Consider the following 17,303-nt stretch of genomic DNA (forward strand, 5'->3'; position numbering starts at 1 on the left):
GTCCCATACCGTGCTCCTCCGGATACGAACCGTGTGAACCGGGCAACACGGTACCGGCCGTGCCGACCCCGCCCGGTACCGTGTTGCCCGGTTCACACGGTTCGTATCCGGAGGAGCACGGTATGGGACTCGCCGCCATGGCGACGACCGCACGGGGGATGGCCGCGACGGTCCGGGTCCTCGGGCGCGGGGAGCTGGGCCGCTTCACCGGCGGCGACCGCTCGGAGGTCGCACGGTTCGAGTCCGAGCTCGCCGGGTTCCTCGGGACGCCGCACGCGCTGGCCGTCAACAGCGGCACCAGCGCCCTGGTCGCGGCGCTGGTCGGCGCCGGGATCGGCCCCGGCGACGAGGTGCTCGTCCCCGCCTACACCTGGGTGTCGACGGCCGCCGCGGCGCTCGCCGTCGGCGCCGTGCCGGTCCTGGTCGAGGTCGACGCCTCGCTCACGATGGACCCGGCCGACCTCAAGGACCGGATCACCCCGCGCAGCCGGGCGGTGCTGCCGGTGCACATGCTCAACCACGTCGCCGACATGGACGCGATCATGGACGTCGCGGCCGCCCACGACCTCGTCGTGATCGAGGACGCCTGCCAGGCCATCGGCGTCACCTACCGGGGGCGCCCGGCCGGGTCGATCGGCCATGCCGGGGCCTTCAGCTTCAACCAGCACAAGAACATCCGCTCCGGCGAGGGCGGCGCCCTGGTCACCCGGGACCCGAAGTTGTTCGAGCGGGCGTCGATGTACCACGACGTCGGCAGCTACGAGCGCGCCGGATTCGCCGGGGCCGACGCGGACCTGATCGTCGGGGTCAACCTGCGGATGCCGGAGCTGTCGGCGGCGGTGCTGCGGCCGCAGCTGGCCGGGCTGCGTGCGCAGATCGCCCGGCGCAGGCGGCACCGCGACATCATGCTCTCGGCACTGTCGAACCGGATCGGGCGCGACCTGGAGCCGGTGCCGCACCACGACCCGGCGAACGCCGCCGGGCTGGCGCTGGCCTTCGCGACCCCAGAGGCGGCCGCGGAGTTCGGGGCCCGCCGCGGCGTGCACCGGCTGATCGACACCGGGCGGCACGTCTACACGAACTGGCGCTCGCTGCAGGCCCGCAACCCGCTGCACCCCGGGTTCGACCCGTACGCGGCGAACGGCACCGAGATCGACCACGGCCCCGGCGCCTGCCCGCGCACGCTGGAGATCCTGGCCCGGACCTGCGTGGTCGACCTCGCTCCCGAGCTGCCGACGCCGGCGTTCCGGCTGCTCGCCTCCCGCACCGCGGGCTGAGCCGGCCGCCCCTGCGGGCAGGGTCCTCCTCCGCGGCGGGCCGCCTCCGGGAGGCGCCGCGAAACCACTGATCCACATGTCGGGCACCCCGTGGCGGTCGCGTCCGGACAGCATCGGTGCGGTCACGCACCGTGTTCCCACGGAGCGGACGGTGACCGGGTCGGGCTTCATCCCCGAACGGGCGACGGCTACCGTGACCAGCGTGCCCGAACGCCACGACGACGCCACCGTGACGGCGTGGGCGTTGGCCGCGGGTGCCGGTGACACCGCCGCGCTCGCGGAGTTCGTGCGGGCGACCCAGGTCGACGTCCACCGCTTCCTCGTCCACCTCGCCGGCCGCGACGACGCCGAGGACCTCGCGCAGGAGACGTTCCTGCGGGCGCTGCGGTCGCTGCCCTCGTTCGCGGGCCGCTCCACCGCCCGCACCTGGCTGCTGTCGGTCGCCCGCCGGGTCGCCGTCGACGCGGTGCGCACCGCGGTCCGGCGGCCCCGCGTGCGCGACCTCGGCGAGGACACCCAGGACGTGCTGGAGCGCGCGGTGCCCCGCACGGGGGCGCAGGAGGCCGTCCTGCTGCGGACGCTGATCGACGCGCTGCCCGACGAGCGTCGTGAGGCGTTCGTCCTGACCCAGGTCCTGGACCTGGGCTATGCCGAGGCCGCCCAGGTCTGCGGCTGCCCGGTCGGCACCATCCGGTCCCGGGTCGCGCGGGCCCGCGAGGACCTGCTGCGCGCCCTCGGCGAGGACGGCACCGGGACCGCCGGGGCACCCGCCTCCGGTGTCCGGCGCGCCGCCCGCCCCTGAGCACGCGCCGCACCCCGGCCCGCTCCACCCGACTGCTCCACCCGAGCCCGCCGCCGCCTGCCGTCCCCCTACGGCGGAGGTGACCGGCGTCGCACCCACCGGAGGGGTACCGACGGGAACCGGACGGGCCGCGCCGGCGACCACTCCCGTCGTGCGCCCCCGCACCTCCCCCGCCCCCGAGGAGGACCTGTGATCTCGTCGTTGCCCCTGGCCTGGGCCCTGACGGCGCTGTTCGCCGCCACCGGGTTCTACGCCCTGGCCCGCTGGGCCACAGCGGTCTCGGAGCGCCGCTCCGCCGCGCACCGCACCGCCGAGCTCGCCCACCTGCTGATGAGTGCGGCGATGATCGTCATGACCTGGACCTGGTACGGCAGCGCCGGGCTGTGGACCCAGATCGTCCTGTTCGGTGTCCTGGGCATGTTCTTCCTGGTCACCGCCTCGCGTGGGATTCCCTGCGGCCCCTCGGGGCGGCTCGCGGGCGCGGCGCACGCGCTGATGGCCGCGGCGATGGTCTGGATGCTGGCCGCGATGCCGCTGATCATGGCCTCGCCGGCGGAGGCCGCGGGCGGCGGCGGTGCCCACGCCCACCACGGCGGTGGCGACGCCATGGACATGTCCGGGACCGCCCACGCGGCGGGCCCGGCCGGGTGGGCGGTCGCGGTGACCGTGGCGCTGTGCGCCGTGCTGCTGGCCGCCGCCGGGTACTGGGGTGCCCGCGCGGTGAGCCACGACCGCGTCGCCGGGGACCCGCTGACCCCCGACGACGCCCGCGCGACCGGTGACGCGACCGACCCCGCCGCCTGCGGCTGCGCCGACCCCGCCGGGGGCACGGCGGCCGGTGCCACGCGGCCGGCGCCGGCCGGAGCCGCCGGGACGGCAGAGACGACGGGCACAGCGGGCACGACGGGTACGACCACGGCGGTCGCCGAGCGGGTCGAGGCCCCGGCGGCACCGGTGAGCCGGCTGGGCGCGCGCTCCGACGCCGCCTGCCACGCGGCGATGAGCGTCGGCATGGTCGTCATGCTCGCGGCGATGGTGGCGGGCTGGTGAGCGCCGGCCTCGACACCCGGCCCGGGACTCCCGTCCCGCCGTCCGGGCGCCCCCCGTTGTTCCGTGGCCTGAAGGGCCTCGTCACCCGGATCCACTTCTACGCCGGGCTGTTCGTCGGCCCGTTCCTGCTCGTCGCGGCCCTGACCGGACTGCTCTACACGCTGTCGCCGCCGATCGAGCGCTGGCTCTACGCCGACGCGCTGACCGCCCCGGTCAGCGGACCGGAGCTCCCGCTGTCCCGGCAGGTCGAGGCGGCCGTCGCGGCCCAGCCGGGCCTGCCCGTCACCGAGATCCGGCCCGCGCGCGAGCCCGGCGCGACGACCCGGGTGTCGTTCGACGCCGACCTGCCCGAGAGCTACAGCCGCACCGTGTTCGTCGACCCGTACACCGCGCAGGTGCGGGCCACCCTCGACACCTACGCCGAGTGGCTCCCCGCCCGCGGGGTGATCGACAACCTGCACCGCTCGCTGCTGCTGGGCCCGCCCGGGCAGGTCTACACCGAGCTCGCGGCGTCGTGGCTGGCCGTGCTGACGCTGTCCGGCCTCGTGGTGCAGGTGACCCGCCGGGTACGACGACGACGTGAGCGGCTGCTGCCGCGGACCGGCGGCTCGTCGCGGTCGCGGCTGCGGTCCTGGCACGGCGCGGTGGGCGTCTGGGCCTCGGTCGGGTTCCTGTTCCTCGCCGCGACCGGCCTGACGTGGTCCCAGTTCGCGGGGGCCAACGTGAGCGCGCTGCGCACCGCCCTGGACTGGACGACACCGTCGGTCAGCAGCACGCTGCCCGCCGCCGGTGGCGACGCGGCCGCGCCCGTGGCGGGTTCCGCGACGGCTCCGGTCGCACCGCAGGCGGTCCCCGCCGTCGCCCAGCGGGTCCTCGACGCCGCCCGCGCCGACGGCCTCGCCGGGCCGGTGGAGCTCACCCCGGGCGACCCCGGGGAGGCCTGGAAGGTCCAGCAGACGGTGCGCAGCTGGCCGTCGCAGCAGGACTCCGTGGCCGTGGACCCGGCGACCGGGACGGTCACCGACCGGCTCGCCTTCGCGGACTGGCCGGTCGCGGCGAAGCTCGCCCGCTGGGGCATCGACGCACACATGGGCCTGCTGTTCGGCACGGTCAACCTGGTGGCGCTCGCCGCGCTCGCCTGCGCCGTGGTCGTGCTGGTCGTGTGGGGCTACCGGATGTGGTGGCTGCGCAGACCGACCCGGCCGGACGGTTCGCGTGGCCTCGCCGGGCCGCCCGGGTCGCGGGAGCGGCCCTCCCCCGCCGCGGTGGCGGTGGTCGGGTTCGCCGCGGTGGCGGCCGGGCTGGTCCTGCCGGTGCTGGGGGTCTCGCTGATCGTGTTCCTGCTCGTCGACGCCCTGGTCTCGGCCCGGCGCGACCGGCGGGCCGCCGAAGTGGCGGGCTGACCCGTCCGGGGTGTGGGCGGGCGGGACCCGGGCCGAACGGGTAGACCTGGGGACCCGTCCCCCGCGAAGGAGTCCTCCCGTGTTCCGGACCTCACCCGCCCCCTGGACGACGGCGGACATCCCGCCCCAGCAGGGCAGGACCGTGATCGTCACCGGCGCCACCAGCGGCCTCGGGCTGGAGACCACCCGGGCCCTGGTGCACGCCGGTGCACGCGTCGTGCTGGCCGTGCGGAACACCACGCGCGGCGAGGAGATCGCCTCCGAGCTCGGTGGTGCGGTGTCGGTGCGCCGGCTCGACCTGGGCGACCTCACCTCGGTCCGCGAGTTCGCCGCCGGGTTCGAGGGCACCGCCGACGTGCTCGTCAACAACGCCGGGCTGATGGCGGTGCCGTTCTCCCGCACCGCGGACGGCTTCGAGACCCAGCTCGGTGTCAACTTCCTCGGCCACTTCGCGCTGACCGGTCTGCTGGCCGACCGGATCACCGACCGTGTCGTGACGCTGTCCAGCGTGGTCCACCGGATGGGCCGGATCGGCATCGACGACCTGAACTTCGAGCGCCGCCGCTACGAGCGCTGGACCGCCTACGGCCAGTCGAAGCTCGCCTGCCTGATGTTCGCCTACGAGCTGGAGCACCGGTTCGTGGCGGCCGGGTCGCGGCTGCGCTCGATGGCCGCGCACCCCGGCTACGCGGCGACGAACCTGCAGTCGCGCACCGAGTCCGTCCAGGACGCGCTGATGGGCGTGCTCAACAAGGTGGTCGCCCAGTCCGCGGCAGCCGGGGCGCTGCCGACGCTGTTCGCCGCGACCGTCCCGGACCTGCCCGGCGGCGCCTACATCGGACCGGACGGCATCGGCGAGACACGTGGCAACCCGCGTCCGGTCGGGTCCACCGCGGCCTCGCACGACCGGCGGATGCAGCGGGCACTCTGGGAGCGCGCCGAGGAGCTGACCCGGGTCACGTTCCCGCTCTGAGCCGACGGTGGTGCGGGGTCCGGTCGCGCCGGGCCCCGCACCACCCGGTCGCTCAGAACTTCGAGACGCGGGTGAAGTTCTCCGGGACGATCAGGTCGTCGCGGGAGAGCTCGTGGACCGACTTCTTCCCCAGACCCAGCAACGCCTCGTCGATGCCCTTGTAGAGGATCGACAGGACGTTGGTGACCCCGCGCTCGCCCTGCGCGGCCATGCCCCACAGGTAGGCACGGCCGATCAGGACCGCACGGGCCCCGAGAGCGAGCGCCTTGACGACGTCGCCGCCGCGGCGGATGCCACCGTCCATCACGACCTCGACCTGGTCCCCGACGGCGTCGACGATCGCGGGCAGCGCCCGGATCGCGGCGGGGGTGCCGTCGAGGTTGTTGCCGCCGTGGTTGGACACCGAGATCGCGGTGGCGCCCGCGTCGACGGCGCGGCGGGCGTCGTCGGGGTGCATGATGCCCTTGACCATGAACGGGCCGCCCCACTTCTCGCGGAGCCAGGCGATGTCGTCCCAGGTCGGCAACGGGGTGGTCCACCAGACGCCGTAGGCGCCGAAGAAGGTGGGGGCCTCACCGCCGCCGGGGGGCGCCATGTTCGGGGCCTTCAGGTCCGGGATCCTCCCGGACTTCGCCCAGTCCAGCAGGTAACGCGGCTTGGTGATCATCTCGGGCGCGAACTGCAGCGCGGCCTTGACGTCGACCTTCTCCGGGATGGGCGGGCTGCCCCAGTCACGGCGGGTGGCGAAGGTCCAGTCGAGGGTCACGATGAGGCCCTTGGCACCCGCCCGCTTCGCACGCAGGGCGCGCTCGAGGATGTCCTCCTTGGACCCGGCCCAGTAGACCTGGAAGAAGACCTTGTCGTGGACGGCGCAGACGTCCTCGACCGAGCGGGACGCGAACGACGACAGCCCCATGGCCGTCGACACGGTCTGCTCGGGGTTCAGCGGGTTCTGGATGATGGAGCTGTGCGCGGCCCGCGCGACGGCGACCTCGCCCTCCGGGTCGACGGCCTGGACGCCGGTCGGTGAGATCACGACCGGGAGGTCGATCTCCTGGCCCATCACGGTCGTCTTCTGGTCCCGCTGCGGCGGGAGCCCCGCGATGTGCGGGCGGAAGCCGAGCTCGTCGAAGGCGGCGACGTTGTCCGCCAGCGTGATCCCCTGCTCCGCGCCGGCGACCAGCGCGTAGTAGACCGACTTCGGCAGGCGCCTGCGCGCCCGTCGCTGCGCCTCCGCGACCGTCTCGAACCAGTCCTTCGTGCTCGCCATGGCTGCCCCTTCGCAGTCGGAGGTGTGCGCCCGGCCGTCGTCGGTCACGGCCGGTCCGACACGCCGACCGGATACGAGACGGTCCCACGTGGCGGTTCTCACGCACGGTAGCGTTTCGGCACCGAGTGCCACAATGACACCCGACCACAGCCCGTCCGATCGGCGAGGGTTCGACCCTCCGCCCGACCAGCCACGACGCCGATCCCGGTCCGATCCCCCCGGCCGGACGGCGCCGCTGACACGACCGGCAGCCACGACTCGTGACGCTCCGCTGTCACGCCCCCTCCGACGGCCCACCCCGGATCGTGTGGGGCGCGAGGCGGGACCGGCCGTCGGTGACGCTCCGCGGTCTCGCTACGGTGTGCCCGCAGTCACCGGTCAGCGGGCGGTGTGCCCGCGGCAAGGAGGAGCCGTGTACAGCCACGCGCGGGGTGGGCACGCTTCGGGCGCGACGCCCGGCCCGGTCGGCCATGTGCTGCAGCCCGGGTACGGCGCCGCGAGCAACCACCGGCCCATCGGGGTCCCGGGTCAGCTCCGCGCCCCGGAGCCGCCGCAGCCGTCCCCCGCCGCCCCGGCGGGGACCCGGCTCACCGTCCTCGCCGTCGACGACGAGGAACCGACCCTGCTCGAGCTGGCGCACCTGCTCGGCGAGGACCAGCGGGTCGAGACCGTGCTGACCGCGCCGAACGCCACGGAGGCGCTGCGCATCCTGCACGGCTCGCAGGCCGACGCGACCACCCCGACCGTCGACGTCGTGTTCCTCGACATCCGGATGCCCGGCCTCGACGGCCTGGAGCTCGCCCGGGTGCTGAACGCGATGGCCGACCCGCCGCCGGTGGTGTTCGTGACCGCCCACGACGACCGCGCCGTCGACGCCTACGAGGTCGGTGCCGTCGACTACCTGCTCAAACCCCTGCGCACCGAGCGGCTGTCCGGCTCGCTGGACCGCACCCTGGCACTGCGCGCGGCACGGCGGGCCGAGAACGGCCCGCCCGCGGCGCCCGCCCGCCACGGCGCCGAACCGGGTGGCGCGGCCGCGCCACCGGTCGCCCGCCGGGGCGCCCCGGCCGCGACCACCGACGACGAGGTCGTGCCGGTCGAGCTGGCCGGCACCACGAAGCTCGTCCCCCGCTCCTCGATCCGGTTCGTCGAGGCTCAGGGCGACTACGCCCGGCTGCACACCAACGAGGGCAGCCACCTGGTCCGCATCCCGGTCTCGGTACTGGAGGAGCGCTGGGGCGAGGCCGGGTTCGTCCGGATCCACCGCGCCTACCTGGTGTCTCTGCCGCTGATCACCGAGCTGCGCATGTCCGGGTCGGGGTACGTCGTCCGCCTCGGCAACGGGCCGAGCGCGGTCGAGCTGCCCGTCAGCCGCCGGCACACCGCGGGCCTCAAGCGGATCCTGCGGGGCCGACCGCCGCGGCCGCAGCGCGGCCCCGAGGACGGCCCGGACGGGCCCGTCGTCCCGCGCTGACCCCGGGCAGGTGACCGCGGCGGGCCACGGCCCGTCGCATCACCGACACGCCCGGTGACCGTTCGGGCTGCCGGGCGTGATCCTGTCGCCTAGCCTGGTGACCGGTGTCCATCTCGGGTGAGTCCTCGCACGTCCTGTCCGTCACGAACCGTCGTCGCCCTGGGTGGCGCGCACGTCCGCCGGTGCTGCTCCTGGCGCTGCTGACGGCCTGCGCGGTGGTCGCGGGCTGTTCCTCCGCCCCGGCCCCGGCCGCGCCGCCCCCGCCGGCCCCCGCGCAGCCGGCGCCGACCTCCGCCGCGCCCGCGGTGCCGGAGCTGCCCGGCGGTGGCACCGAGGTCTTCCCCGGCCGCCGGATGGCCGCGCTCTACGGCCACCCGGGAACCCCGTCGATGGGGGTCCTCGGCGAGCAGGACCTGCCACGCTCGATCGCCCGCGCGAAGGACCTCGCCGCCGACTTCCAGCCGCTCGTGCGCGAGCCCGTCGTGCCGGCGTTCGAGATCATCACGACGGTCGCCGACCGCGTCCCCGGCCCGGACGGCGACTACTCCGCGGAGATGAGCGTCGACGAGCTGCGGCCGTGGGTCGAGCAGGCCGGGAAGGCCGGCGTCTACGTGGTGCTGGACCTGCAGCCCGGCACCACCGACTTCACGACCCAGGCGAAGCGCTACGCCGAGCTGCTCGCGCAGCCGCACGTCGGGCTCGCGCTCGACCCCGAGTGGCGGCTGAAGCCGGGCCAGCGTCACGGCGCGCAGATCGGGTCCGTGACCGCGGCGGAGATCAACCGGACCTCGGAGTGGCTGGCCGGGCTGGTGCGGGAGAAGAGGCTGCCGCAGAAGGTCTTCCTGATCCACCAGTTCCGGGTCTCCATGATCTCCGACCGGCAGACCGTGGTCACCTCCCACCGCGAGCTCGCGACCGTGCTGCACGCCGACGGCTACGGCACCCGCCAGGAGAAGACCGAGACCTGGAACGCGCTGCACGCCGCGCCCCGCCCGCAGGGTCTGTGGTGGGGCTGGAAGAACTTCATCGACGAGGACCGGCCGACCTTCACCCCGCGTGAGACCTACGCCGTCCGGCCGGAGTCGCCGGTCTTCGTGTCCTACCAGTGACGGGTGTGTCCCCCCTGTCCGGAAGCCCCTCCCGGGTGGGTGGCCGCCCATCGAGATCGTGATCACGGCAAGTACTCTCACCGGAACCCGAGCGCCGTCGTCGCCGCCGGGTGCGCAGGCACGTGCCGCTCCTCCGCGCGGCACGGCCGTCCTGCCCGTGCCGACCAGTGAAGGGGGTGCTCCGGGTGGACGAACGACCGCCGGAGGGCTCCCGCCCGACCGGTCCGGACCGGCCACGACGACCCGGCCCTCCCGAGCACTCCCGCCGCGACGACCGTCCGCACCTGCGGGACGAGGCACGGCACGGCGGCCCACCGCCCCGGGACCGCGCCGAGGTCCCGCCGCACGACCGTCGCGACACCCCGCCGCCGCACCCCCGTGGCGGCGCCGCTCCCCCACCCGGCTCTGCCGGGGCCCCAGCCCCGCAGTCCGGTAGGCCCGGCGACCGCAGACCACCCCGGTCCGGCAGGACACCCCAGGAGCCGTCGGGCGGCCCGCGACGTCCCGGGCCGCCCGCCACCGGTGCGCCGCGTCCGCCCGCCGGTGACCAGCGCCCGGGAACCGGCCCCGCGGCGCGTCCCGATCGCGGGCGTCCCGGCCGGCCGGACGGAGCCGGGCGTCCCGCCGAGGACGAGTCCTGGCTCCCCCGGCGCGAGCGCGAGGCCCGGGCCGCCGCCCGGCGGGCCGCCGCATGGACGTCCCGCTCGACGCGGTCGGAGGCCCCGGGCCGTGGTGGGCACAGCGACAGCAGGCCCACCGACATCCGGTCCATCCGCGCGACCCGTCGCGGCATCGGAGAGACCGTGAAGGTCCCCGGCCGGCCGGACACCGCCGCCGAGCACCGGCGGCACCGCGCGTCCGAGCCCGACGCCCCGCCACAGGAGCGCGACCGCGCGGCCCGGCTGAGCGGCGAGCTGCCGATCGTCCCGCGTCGGCCCGGCGACCGTCCCGGTGGCGCCGTGTCCGGTGGCGCCGTGTCCGGTGGCGCCGTGTCCGGTGGCGCCGTGTCTGGTGGCGCCGTGTCCGGTGGTTCGCGTCCGGACGCACCGTCGCGCCCCGGCGCACCCTCGGCCCCGAGCGGCCCGGAGCGGTCCGGACCCGGGCCGGTGCCGCCGGGTGGGCCCCGGCGCCCCGGTGACGCCCGTCCCGGTGGACCCGGCGGCCCCGACCCGCGTTCCGGCGGCCGGCCCGGCGGTGCCCCCGGTGCCCCCGGTGCCCCCGGTGCCGCCGGTGCCGCCGCCGGATCCGCTGCGCGGTCCTCCGGCGCGGTCCGCCCGGACGCCGTACCCGGCCGGCCCGACACCGGCAGACGCGACAGCGGCAGGCCGGACGGCCCGCAGGGGCGACCCGCCGACGCACGCCCGGCCGGTCCGGGTGGCGCCGCACCGGAACCCGCGCGCGACGCCGCACGTCCCGCCCCGCCGCGGCCGCCGCACCCCGGCCTGGCCGCCGGTGCCGCGGCAGGCACGGCAGCGGCCGGCTCCGCAGCGGCCGGGGCCGCGGCATCCTGGAACGACCGGCCCGCCCGGGACGGCCGCGTCGACGACGGCAGCGGCGACGACGACCACGGCGACGGCGAGACCGCGCTGGCCCCGCCCGCCGGCCCGTCGGCCGCGCCCGACCCCGCGCGGCGAACCCTCGCCGCCGCACTCGGCCTCACCGCGGCGTCCACCGTGGTGCCCGGCAGCGGCCATCTCGCGCTGCGCCGTCGTCGTACCGGCGGGCTGATCCTCGGCACGCTGGTCGCGATCGTCGTCGGGCTGGCGGCGGTGGCGCTCCTTGCCCGGCGGTCCACGCTGCTGCAGAACCTGTTGTCGACGACCACGCTGACCGTCATCGCGGGCGCGCTGGTGGTCGCCGGCATCGCCTGGATCGCCCAGGTCGCGCGGACCTACGCGCTGGCCCGGCCGCGCGGGATGCCGCTCGGCCAGAAGATCGTCGGCACCGGGACCGCGGCCCTGCTGTGCCTCGCGGTCGCCGTCCCGTTCGGCTACGGCGTCGAGTTGGTCAACTCCCAGCGCGGGCTGCTGAACTCGCTGTTCCAGGGCGGCGGGACCTCGGCGGCCGAGGCGCTGGGCAAGCCCCGGCTGAACGTTCTGCTGCTGGGCAGCGACGCCGGCGACGACCGGACCGGCACCCGAACCGACACCATGATGGTCGCCAGCATCGACACCCGCTCCGGCCGGACGACGCTGTTCAGCCTGCCCCGCAACATCCAGCGGGCCGAGTTCCCGCCGGGCAGCCCGGCCGCGGAGAAGTTCCCGAACGGCTTCCACGACCCGTCGCAGCCGTTGTCGGGCGACTACCTGCTCAACGCCATCTACGCCTACGCCGAGCAGCACCCGGAGATCGCCCCGTCGGGACCGACCTCGTCGCCGGGCATCAACCTGCTCCAGTCCTCGATCGCGTACATGACCGGCCTGCCGCTGGACTACTACCTCGAGGTCAACATGGCCGGGTTCTCCTCCATGATCGACGCCGTCGGCGGGGTCACCGTGAACGTCGGGCCCGAGCCGATCCCGGTCGGTGGCGTCACCGCGTTCGGCCGGCACGTCACCCCGGACCGCTACATCAGCCCCGGGGTGCAGACCCTGGGCGGCGAGGACGCGCTGTGGTTCGCCCGCTCCCGCCGTGACGGCACCGACTACCAGCGGATGGGCCGCCAGCGCTGCCTGATCCAGGCCGTCATCTCGCAGACGACCGCGACCGAGCTGATCTCCCGGTTCCAGAGCATCGCCGCGGTGACCCGGGACAACGTGGCCACCGACATGCCCCAACAGGTGCTGCCCGCACTGGCCGTCCTGGCCGACGAGGGGTTCCGGCTGGAGAGCGTCGCGTTCGACCCGTCGCTGCCGGACCCGAACTCCCCGACGGGCTACTTCGTCACCGCCGACCCGGACGTCCCCTACATGCGCGAGGTCGTCCGCAACGCCATCGCCGACCCGCCCCCGGAGCCGGCTCCCGGGACCGCACCGTCACTCGCCGCCCCGACGACGCAGCCGTCGACGAGCTCCCAGTCGTCCCGGTCGTCCTCGTCGAGCGCGTCGCCGACCCCCGACCCGGCCTCGGCCCGGCCGCAGTCGGTCGAGGAGTCCTGCGCGGCGACCGGCGCGGCCGATGTCCCCGCCGGGGGCGAGCCCGGGAACTCACAGGAGCCGTCCGCGACCGGCTCCGAGCAGGTCGACGGTCTCCGCCCCGACCAGAACTGAGCCCGCCGCAGTCGAGCCGTCACGGTCGAGGCCATCGGAGCCCCGGTGCGGCCGCCCGGCGGCATCTGTGGCGCACACGGCTGCGGTCCGCTCTTCCGTCCGCCGTACCGGGATGATGAAGTGAGGGTCACCTATGAAGTGGAGAGGCGGCCCTTCCGTGCGACGAATGCTCCCCCTGTTCGCCGGTCTGCTCATCGTGCTGATGCTGCTGGCCGGATGCGGCTCACCGGAGCCCGGGACCACACCGTCGGGGACCACCCCGTCCGGGGACGGTGCGTTCCCGGTGACGGTCCCGACCGCGTTCGGCGACGTCACCGTCCCCGAGCAGCCCCGCCGGGTCGTCGCCCTCGGGTGGAGCGACGCCGAGACCGCACTGGCCCTGGGCGTCGAGCCGGTCGGGGCCGCAGACTGGCTGGCCGTCGGCGGTGACGGCCTCAGGCCGTGGGTACAGGCCCGCTACACCACCCCGCCGCAGATCCTCGGCACGCTCGAGGTCGACCTGGAGGCCGTCGCGGCCCTGGACCCGGACCTGATCCTCGACACCCGCTCCTCCGGCGACCGGGAGCGCCACGACCGGCTGACCCAGCTGGGCGTGCCGGTGATCGGCATCCCGGCCGGCGGCGAGAACTACAAGACGACCTGGCGCGACCAGCTCCGCATGGTCGGGGCCGCCGTCGGCAAGCCGCAGGAGGCGGCGCGCGCGCAGGCCGACCTGGAGCAGCGCTTCGCCGACGCCCGCACGCAGCATCCGCAGCTGGAGGGCGCCACCGTCGTGTCCGGGGCCCGCAACACCCTCGGCGAGTACGCCGCCTACACCGGCGACTCCGGGCGCCTGGCGTTCCTGAAGGAGCTGGGCATGGTCAACGCCCCGCAGATCGAGTCACAGCGCACCGACGGCTTCTCCGTCCCGATCTCGCGGGAGCGGATGAACCTCCTCGACGCCGACGTCACCGTCATGCAGGCGATCTCGAAGGACACCTCGGCCATCGCGAACGACCCGCTGTGGAAGGCCGTGCCGTCGGTCGCCGCGGGGCGCGGTGTGCTGCTGTCGGACCGCGACGTGTCCCAGGCCTTCTCCAGCGCCTCGGTCGACGGCTGGCGCTACGCCCTCGACCGCACCGTGGGCCAGCTCGCGGACGCGGCGGCGAAGGCGCGGTGACCGCCCCGACGGCCACGCCTCCCGTCCCGTCCCCTCCGGATGCGCCGGCGACGGTCCGGCGGCGGCGGTGGCCCGCCGCTGCCGGCCTGACCGTCGCCCTGCTGGCCGTGGCCGCACTCGGCCTGCTCGTCGGTGCCCGGCCGCTCGCGCCGGGGTTCGTGCTGGACGTGCTGACCGGGGCCGTCGAGCGGACCTCCCCGGACGCGCTCGTGGTCACCGAGGTGCGGCTGCCGCGCACGGTGCTGGCGGTCCTGGCCGGGGCCGCGCTCGGTGTGGCAGGGGTGCTCGCCCAGGGCATCACGCGCAACCCGATCGCCGAGCCCGGCATCCTCGGGCTCAACACCGGCGCCGCCCTCGCCGTCGTGCTCGGGATCGCGCTGCTCGGCGTCGACACCCTCAGCGGCTACGTCTGGTTCGGCTTCGCCGGGGCGGCGGTGGCGGCCGTCGTCGTCGCCGGAGTGGCCGGCATCGGCCGCCGCGGCAGCGTCTCCCCCGCGACGCTCGCCCTGGCGGGCGCCGCGCTCGCCGCGGGCCTGCAGTCGATCACCACCCTGTTCCTGCTCACCGACCCCCAGGCCTTCGACGACTACCGGTTCTGGCAGGTCGGTTCGGTCGCCGGCCGGGACCTCGGGATCGCAGCGCAGGCGGCCCCGTTCGTCGTCGGCGGGCTCGCACTGGCCCTGACCTGTGGTCCGCGGCTGAACGCGCTGGCGCTCGGCGACGACGTCGCCCGGTCCTTCGGCCGCCCGGTCGGGACCGACCGCGCCGTGTGCGGGGTGGCCCTGGTCGTGCTGGCCGGGGCCGCGACCGCCGCTGCGGGGCCGATCGCCTTCCTCGGGCTCGCCGTGCCGCACCTGGTGCGGCGCCTCGCCGGGACCGACCACCGGGTGGTGCTGCCGCTGGCGGCGCTCGCCGGACCCGTCCTGCTGCTGGCCGCGGACGTGCTCGGCCGGGTCGTCGCCCCGCCGGGCGAGGTCCAGGCCGGGGTGGTGACGGCCGTCGTCGGCGCCCCGCTGTTCGTCGCGCTGGTCCGGCGACGGAGGTTCCTGCGATGAGCACCGGGACCGTCCCCGTCGGGGATCCCGCCGCGGTGCTGCGCCGGATCCGAGCCCGGGCCCGGCGCCGTCGTACGACGGCCGGGCTCGCCGTCACCGTCGCCGTGCTCGCCGCGTTCGTCGCCTCCCTCTCGGTGGGTGCACAGGGCCTCGGGCCCGGCGACGTGCTGGCCGCGCTGACCGGGCTCGGCACGCCGCGCACCGAGCTGGTGGTGCTGCGGCTGCGGATGCCGCGGGCCCTGACCGCGCTCCTGGTCGGCGCGGCCCTCGGCCTGGCCGGGGCACTGTTCCAGCGGGTGCTGCGCAACACCCTGGCCAGCCCGGACGTGATCGGTGTGGGTGCCGGCGCCGCCGTCGGTGCGGTGACCGCCTCGATCGTGCTCGGCCTGTCCGCCACCGGGACCTCGGCGGCGCGGTGCTGGGCGCCGTCGCGGCGGCGCTGCTCGTCGCCGTCCTGGCCCGCCGCGACGGCCTCGGCGGTACCCGCTTCGTGCTGGTCGGGGTCGGGATCGGGTCGGCCGCGATGGCCGTCGTCTCCTACCTGATGATCACCGCGTCGCTGACCACGGCGCAGCAGACGCTGATCTGGCTGACCGGCAGCGTCACCGAGACCGGCTGGTCGACCGCGGTCCCGCTGGCGACGGCCTGCGCCGTGCTCGTGCCCGCGGCGCTGCTGCTGGCCCGCGCACTGCCCCGCCTGGAGCTCGGTGACGACACCGCGACCGCGCTCGGGCTGCCCGTCGGCCGGGCCCGGGGCGCTCTGCTGGCAGTCGCCGTCCTGCTGGTCGCCGCCGCGGTCGCCGCGGCCGGGCCGGTGTCGTTCGTCGCGCTCGTCAGCGGGCCCCTCGCCGCCCGGCTCGCCGGCCCCGGGCGGGCGTCGCTGCCGCACGCGGCCGGTGTCGGGGCCGCGCTGGTGCTGTTCGCCGACGTCGTCGCCCGCACGCTGATCGCCGAGGTCGCCCTGCCCGCGGGCGTCGTCACCGGTGCGATCGGCGCCCCCTACCTGCTGTGGCTGCTCGCCCGCTCCCGGACCGGAGGAACCCCGTGACCACCCCCGCCACCGTGCCCGCCGGGCCCGCGCTGGACGCCGACGGCCTGGTCCTGCGCTACGACGAGCGCGTCGTCGTCGACGGCCTGACCGTGCACGTCCCGCCCGGCCGGATCACCGTGATCATCGGCCCGAACGCCTGCGGCAAGTCCACCCTGCTGCGCGGGCTGGGCCGGATCGTCGCCCCGGCCGCCGGGACCGTGCGCCTCGACGGCACCGACGTCCGGTCGCTGTCCGGCCGCGAGCTGGCCCGCAGGCTCGGGCTGCTCCCCCAGTCCCCGACCGCCCCGGACGGCATCACCGTCGCCGATCTGGTGGAACGCGGCCGGTCCCCGCACCAGGGCTGGTTCGGCGGCCGCGGGGACGCCGACGACGCCGCCGTCGCCGAGGCGATGCGCGCGACCGGGGTGCTGGAACTGGCCGACCGCCCGGTCGACGAGCTGTCCGGCGGTCAGCGCCAGCGTGTGTGGATCGCGATGGTGCTGGCCCAGGACACCGGGGCCCTGCTGCTCGACGAGCCGACCACGTTCCTGGACCTGCCGCACGCGGTGGAGGTGCTGGACCTGCTCGTCGACCGGAACCGGGAGCGGGGCAGCACGGTCGTCGTCGTCCTGCACGACCTGAACCTGGCCTGCCGCTACGCCGACCACCTGATCGCGATGGCCGACGGCGCGATCGTCGCGCAGGGCCCGCCCGCGACGACGATGACCGCCGACCTGGTGCGCCGGGTCTTCGGGATGGAGTCGCGGGTGGTGCCCGACCCGGTCGCGGGCACCCCGATGATCGTGCCCGCCGGGCGGCACCACCCGGTTCCCGCGGCGGCCGGCCCGGCCCCCGAACCGGACGCGGTGCGGACCGAGGACGAGCTGCGCGAGGTCGTCGCCGCGCCGCACCCGATGGTCGCGGGCAAGTCCACCGACCGGGTCGACGAGGTCGCCGCCCGGTTCGTCGCCGCCTCCCCGCTGGTGTTCCTGGGCACCACCGCGCCGGACGGCACGGTCACGGTGACCCCGCGCGGCGACGTCCCCGGCTCGGTCCGGGTGCTCGACGGCGGCCGGCGCCTCGCGGTCCCGGAGCGGCCGGGCAACCGGCGCGTCGACAGCATGCGCAACCTGCTCGCGCACGACGGCATCGGACTCACCTTCTGTGTGCCGCGTGCCACGCACGTGCTGCGGGTGCACGGTCGCGCTCGGGTGACCCGCGACCCCGCGGTGCTGGCGCTGTGGGGCCCGGCCGACGCCGAGGGCCAGGGCCCGGCCGCGCACCGGCCGCCGCCGCTCGCGCTGCTGGTCGACGTGCACGACGCCTACGTGCACTGCGGCCGGGCGCTCGCCGCCGCCGGGCTGTGGGACCCCGACAGCTGGGACGGCGACGACGTCCCGGGGGTGAAGGAGCTGGCCGACGCCGACCGGGCCGACCGCGCGAGCCGCGCCGAGGATCCCGACATCGTCGGACCGGCCGCGCGGGTGTGAGC

14 protein-coding genes are annotated in these 17,303 nt (G+C 76.0%); 13 read left to right on the top strand and 1 reads right to left on the bottom strand.

The window, feature by feature from the left end:
- The first annotated feature begins 122 nt into the window (after positions 1 to 122).
- The 5 genes from FVA95_RS18950 to FVA95_RS18970 all read left to right on the top strand — a co-directional run bounded on the left by FVA95_RS18950 (position 123) and on the right by FVA95_RS18970 (position 5,505).
- A complete protein-coding gene (locus FVA95_RS18950; RefSeq protein ID WP_240051591.1) occupies positions 123 to 1,277 on the top strand; it encodes a DegT/DnrJ/EryC1/StrS aminotransferase family protein in 1,155 nt (384 codons plus the stop codon).
- 202 nt (positions 1,278 to 1,479) lie between these two features.
- Positions 1,480 to 2,079 (top strand): sigma-70 family RNA polymerase sigma factor, encoded by a 600-nt coding sequence (locus FVA95_RS18955; RefSeq protein ID WP_240051592.1) that lies wholly within the window; start codon positions 1,480 to 1,482, stop codon positions 2,077 to 2,079.
- Between the two features lie 189 nt (positions 2,080 to 2,268).
- Complete coding sequence (locus tag FVA95_RS18960) at positions 2,269 to 3,129, top strand: DUF5134 domain-containing protein (protein WP_149665387.1); 861 nt, start codon at positions 2,269 to 2,271, stop codon at positions 3,127 to 3,129.
- The gene (locus FVA95_RS18965; protein WP_240051593.1) at positions 3,126 to 4,532 is read left to right on the top strand and encodes a PepSY domain-containing protein; all 1,407 of its coding nucleotides are present in this window, start codon (positions 3,126 to 3,128) and stop codon (positions 4,530 to 4,532) included. The genes FVA95_RS18960 and FVA95_RS18965 overlap by 4 nt, the downstream gene beginning before the upstream one ends.
- 79 nt (positions 4,533 to 4,611) lie before the next feature.
- Positions 4,612 to 5,505: an oxidoreductase gene (locus FVA95_RS18970; protein ID WP_149665388.1), complete on the top strand. Its 894-nt coding sequence runs from the start codon at positions 4,612 to 4,614 to the stop codon at positions 5,503 to 5,505.
- Positions 5,506 to 5,557: 52 nt separating this feature from the next.
- Here FVA95_RS18970 and mftD read toward each other — a convergent pair whose 3' ends face one another.
- Positions 5,558 to 6,775: a pre-mycofactocin synthase MftD gene (mftD, locus tag FVA95_RS18975; RefSeq protein WP_149665389.1), complete on the bottom strand. Its 1,218-nt coding sequence runs from the start codon at positions 6,773 to 6,775 to the stop codon at positions 5,558 to 5,560.
- Between the two features lie 622 nt (positions 6,776 to 7,397).
- Here mftD and FVA95_RS33060 point away from each other — a divergent pair.
- The 8 genes from FVA95_RS33060 (at position 7,398) to FVA95_RS33955 (ending at position 17,301) form a co-directional block, all read left to right on the top strand.
- Entirely contained in the window at positions 7,398 to 8,249 is an 852-nt protein-coding gene (locus FVA95_RS33060; protein WP_240051598.1) for a LytTR family DNA-binding domain-containing protein, read from the top strand.
- A gap of 104 nt (positions 8,250 to 8,353) precedes the next feature.
- On the top strand, positions 8,354 to 9,358 hold the full coding sequence (locus FVA95_RS18985; protein ID WP_240051594.1) for a hypothetical protein: 1,005 nt from the start codon (positions 8,354 to 8,356) through the stop codon (positions 9,356 to 9,358).
- 185 nt (positions 9,359 to 9,543) lie between these two features.
- Positions 9,544 to 12,567: an LCP family protein gene (locus tag FVA95_RS18990; RefSeq protein ID WP_149665390.1), complete on the top strand. Its 3,024-nt coding sequence runs from the start codon at positions 9,544 to 9,546 to the stop codon at positions 12,565 to 12,567.
- A 166-nt stretch (positions 12,568 to 12,733) separates the two neighbouring features.
- Complete coding sequence (locus FVA95_RS18995) at positions 12,734 to 13,726, top strand: ABC transporter substrate-binding protein (RefSeq protein ID WP_164514884.1); 993 nt, start codon at positions 12,734 to 12,736, stop codon at positions 13,724 to 13,726.
- A complete protein-coding gene (locus FVA95_RS19000; protein WP_149665392.1) occupies positions 13,723 to 14,781 on the top strand; it encodes an iron ABC transporter permease in 1,059 nt (352 codons plus the stop codon). The genes FVA95_RS18995 and FVA95_RS19000 overlap by 4 nt, the downstream gene beginning before the upstream one ends.
- Positions 14,778 to 15,326, top strand: coding sequence for an iron chelate uptake ABC transporter family permease subunit (locus tag FVA95_RS33520; RefSeq protein ID WP_255474658.1), 549 nt, complete (start codon positions 14,778 to 14,780; stop codon positions 15,324 to 15,326). The genes FVA95_RS19000 and FVA95_RS33520 overlap by 4 nt, the downstream gene beginning before the upstream one ends.
- Positions 15,236 to 15,829 carry an iron chelate uptake ABC transporter family permease subunit gene (locus tag FVA95_RS33525; protein ID WP_255474659.1) on the top strand — a complete coding sequence of 198 codons (594 nt, stop codon included), beginning with the start codon at positions 15,236 to 15,238 and terminating at the stop codon, positions 15,827 to 15,829. The genes FVA95_RS33520 and FVA95_RS33525 overlap by 91 nt, the downstream gene beginning before the upstream one ends.
- Positions 15,826 to 17,301 (top strand): ATP-binding cassette domain-containing protein, encoded by a 1,476-nt coding sequence (locus tag FVA95_RS33955; RefSeq protein ID WP_368667337.1) that lies wholly within the window; start codon positions 15,826 to 15,828, stop codon positions 17,299 to 17,301. Before FVA95_RS33525 ends, FVA95_RS33955 begins: the two co-directional genes overlap by 4 nt.
- Positions 17,302 to 17,303 lie beyond the last annotated feature (2 nt).

It is taken from the genome of Pseudonocardia sp. EV170527-09 (genome assembly GCF_008369905.1).
Taxonomy (GTDB): Bacteria; Actinomycetota; Actinomycetes; order Mycobacteriales; family Pseudonocardiaceae; genus Pseudonocardia.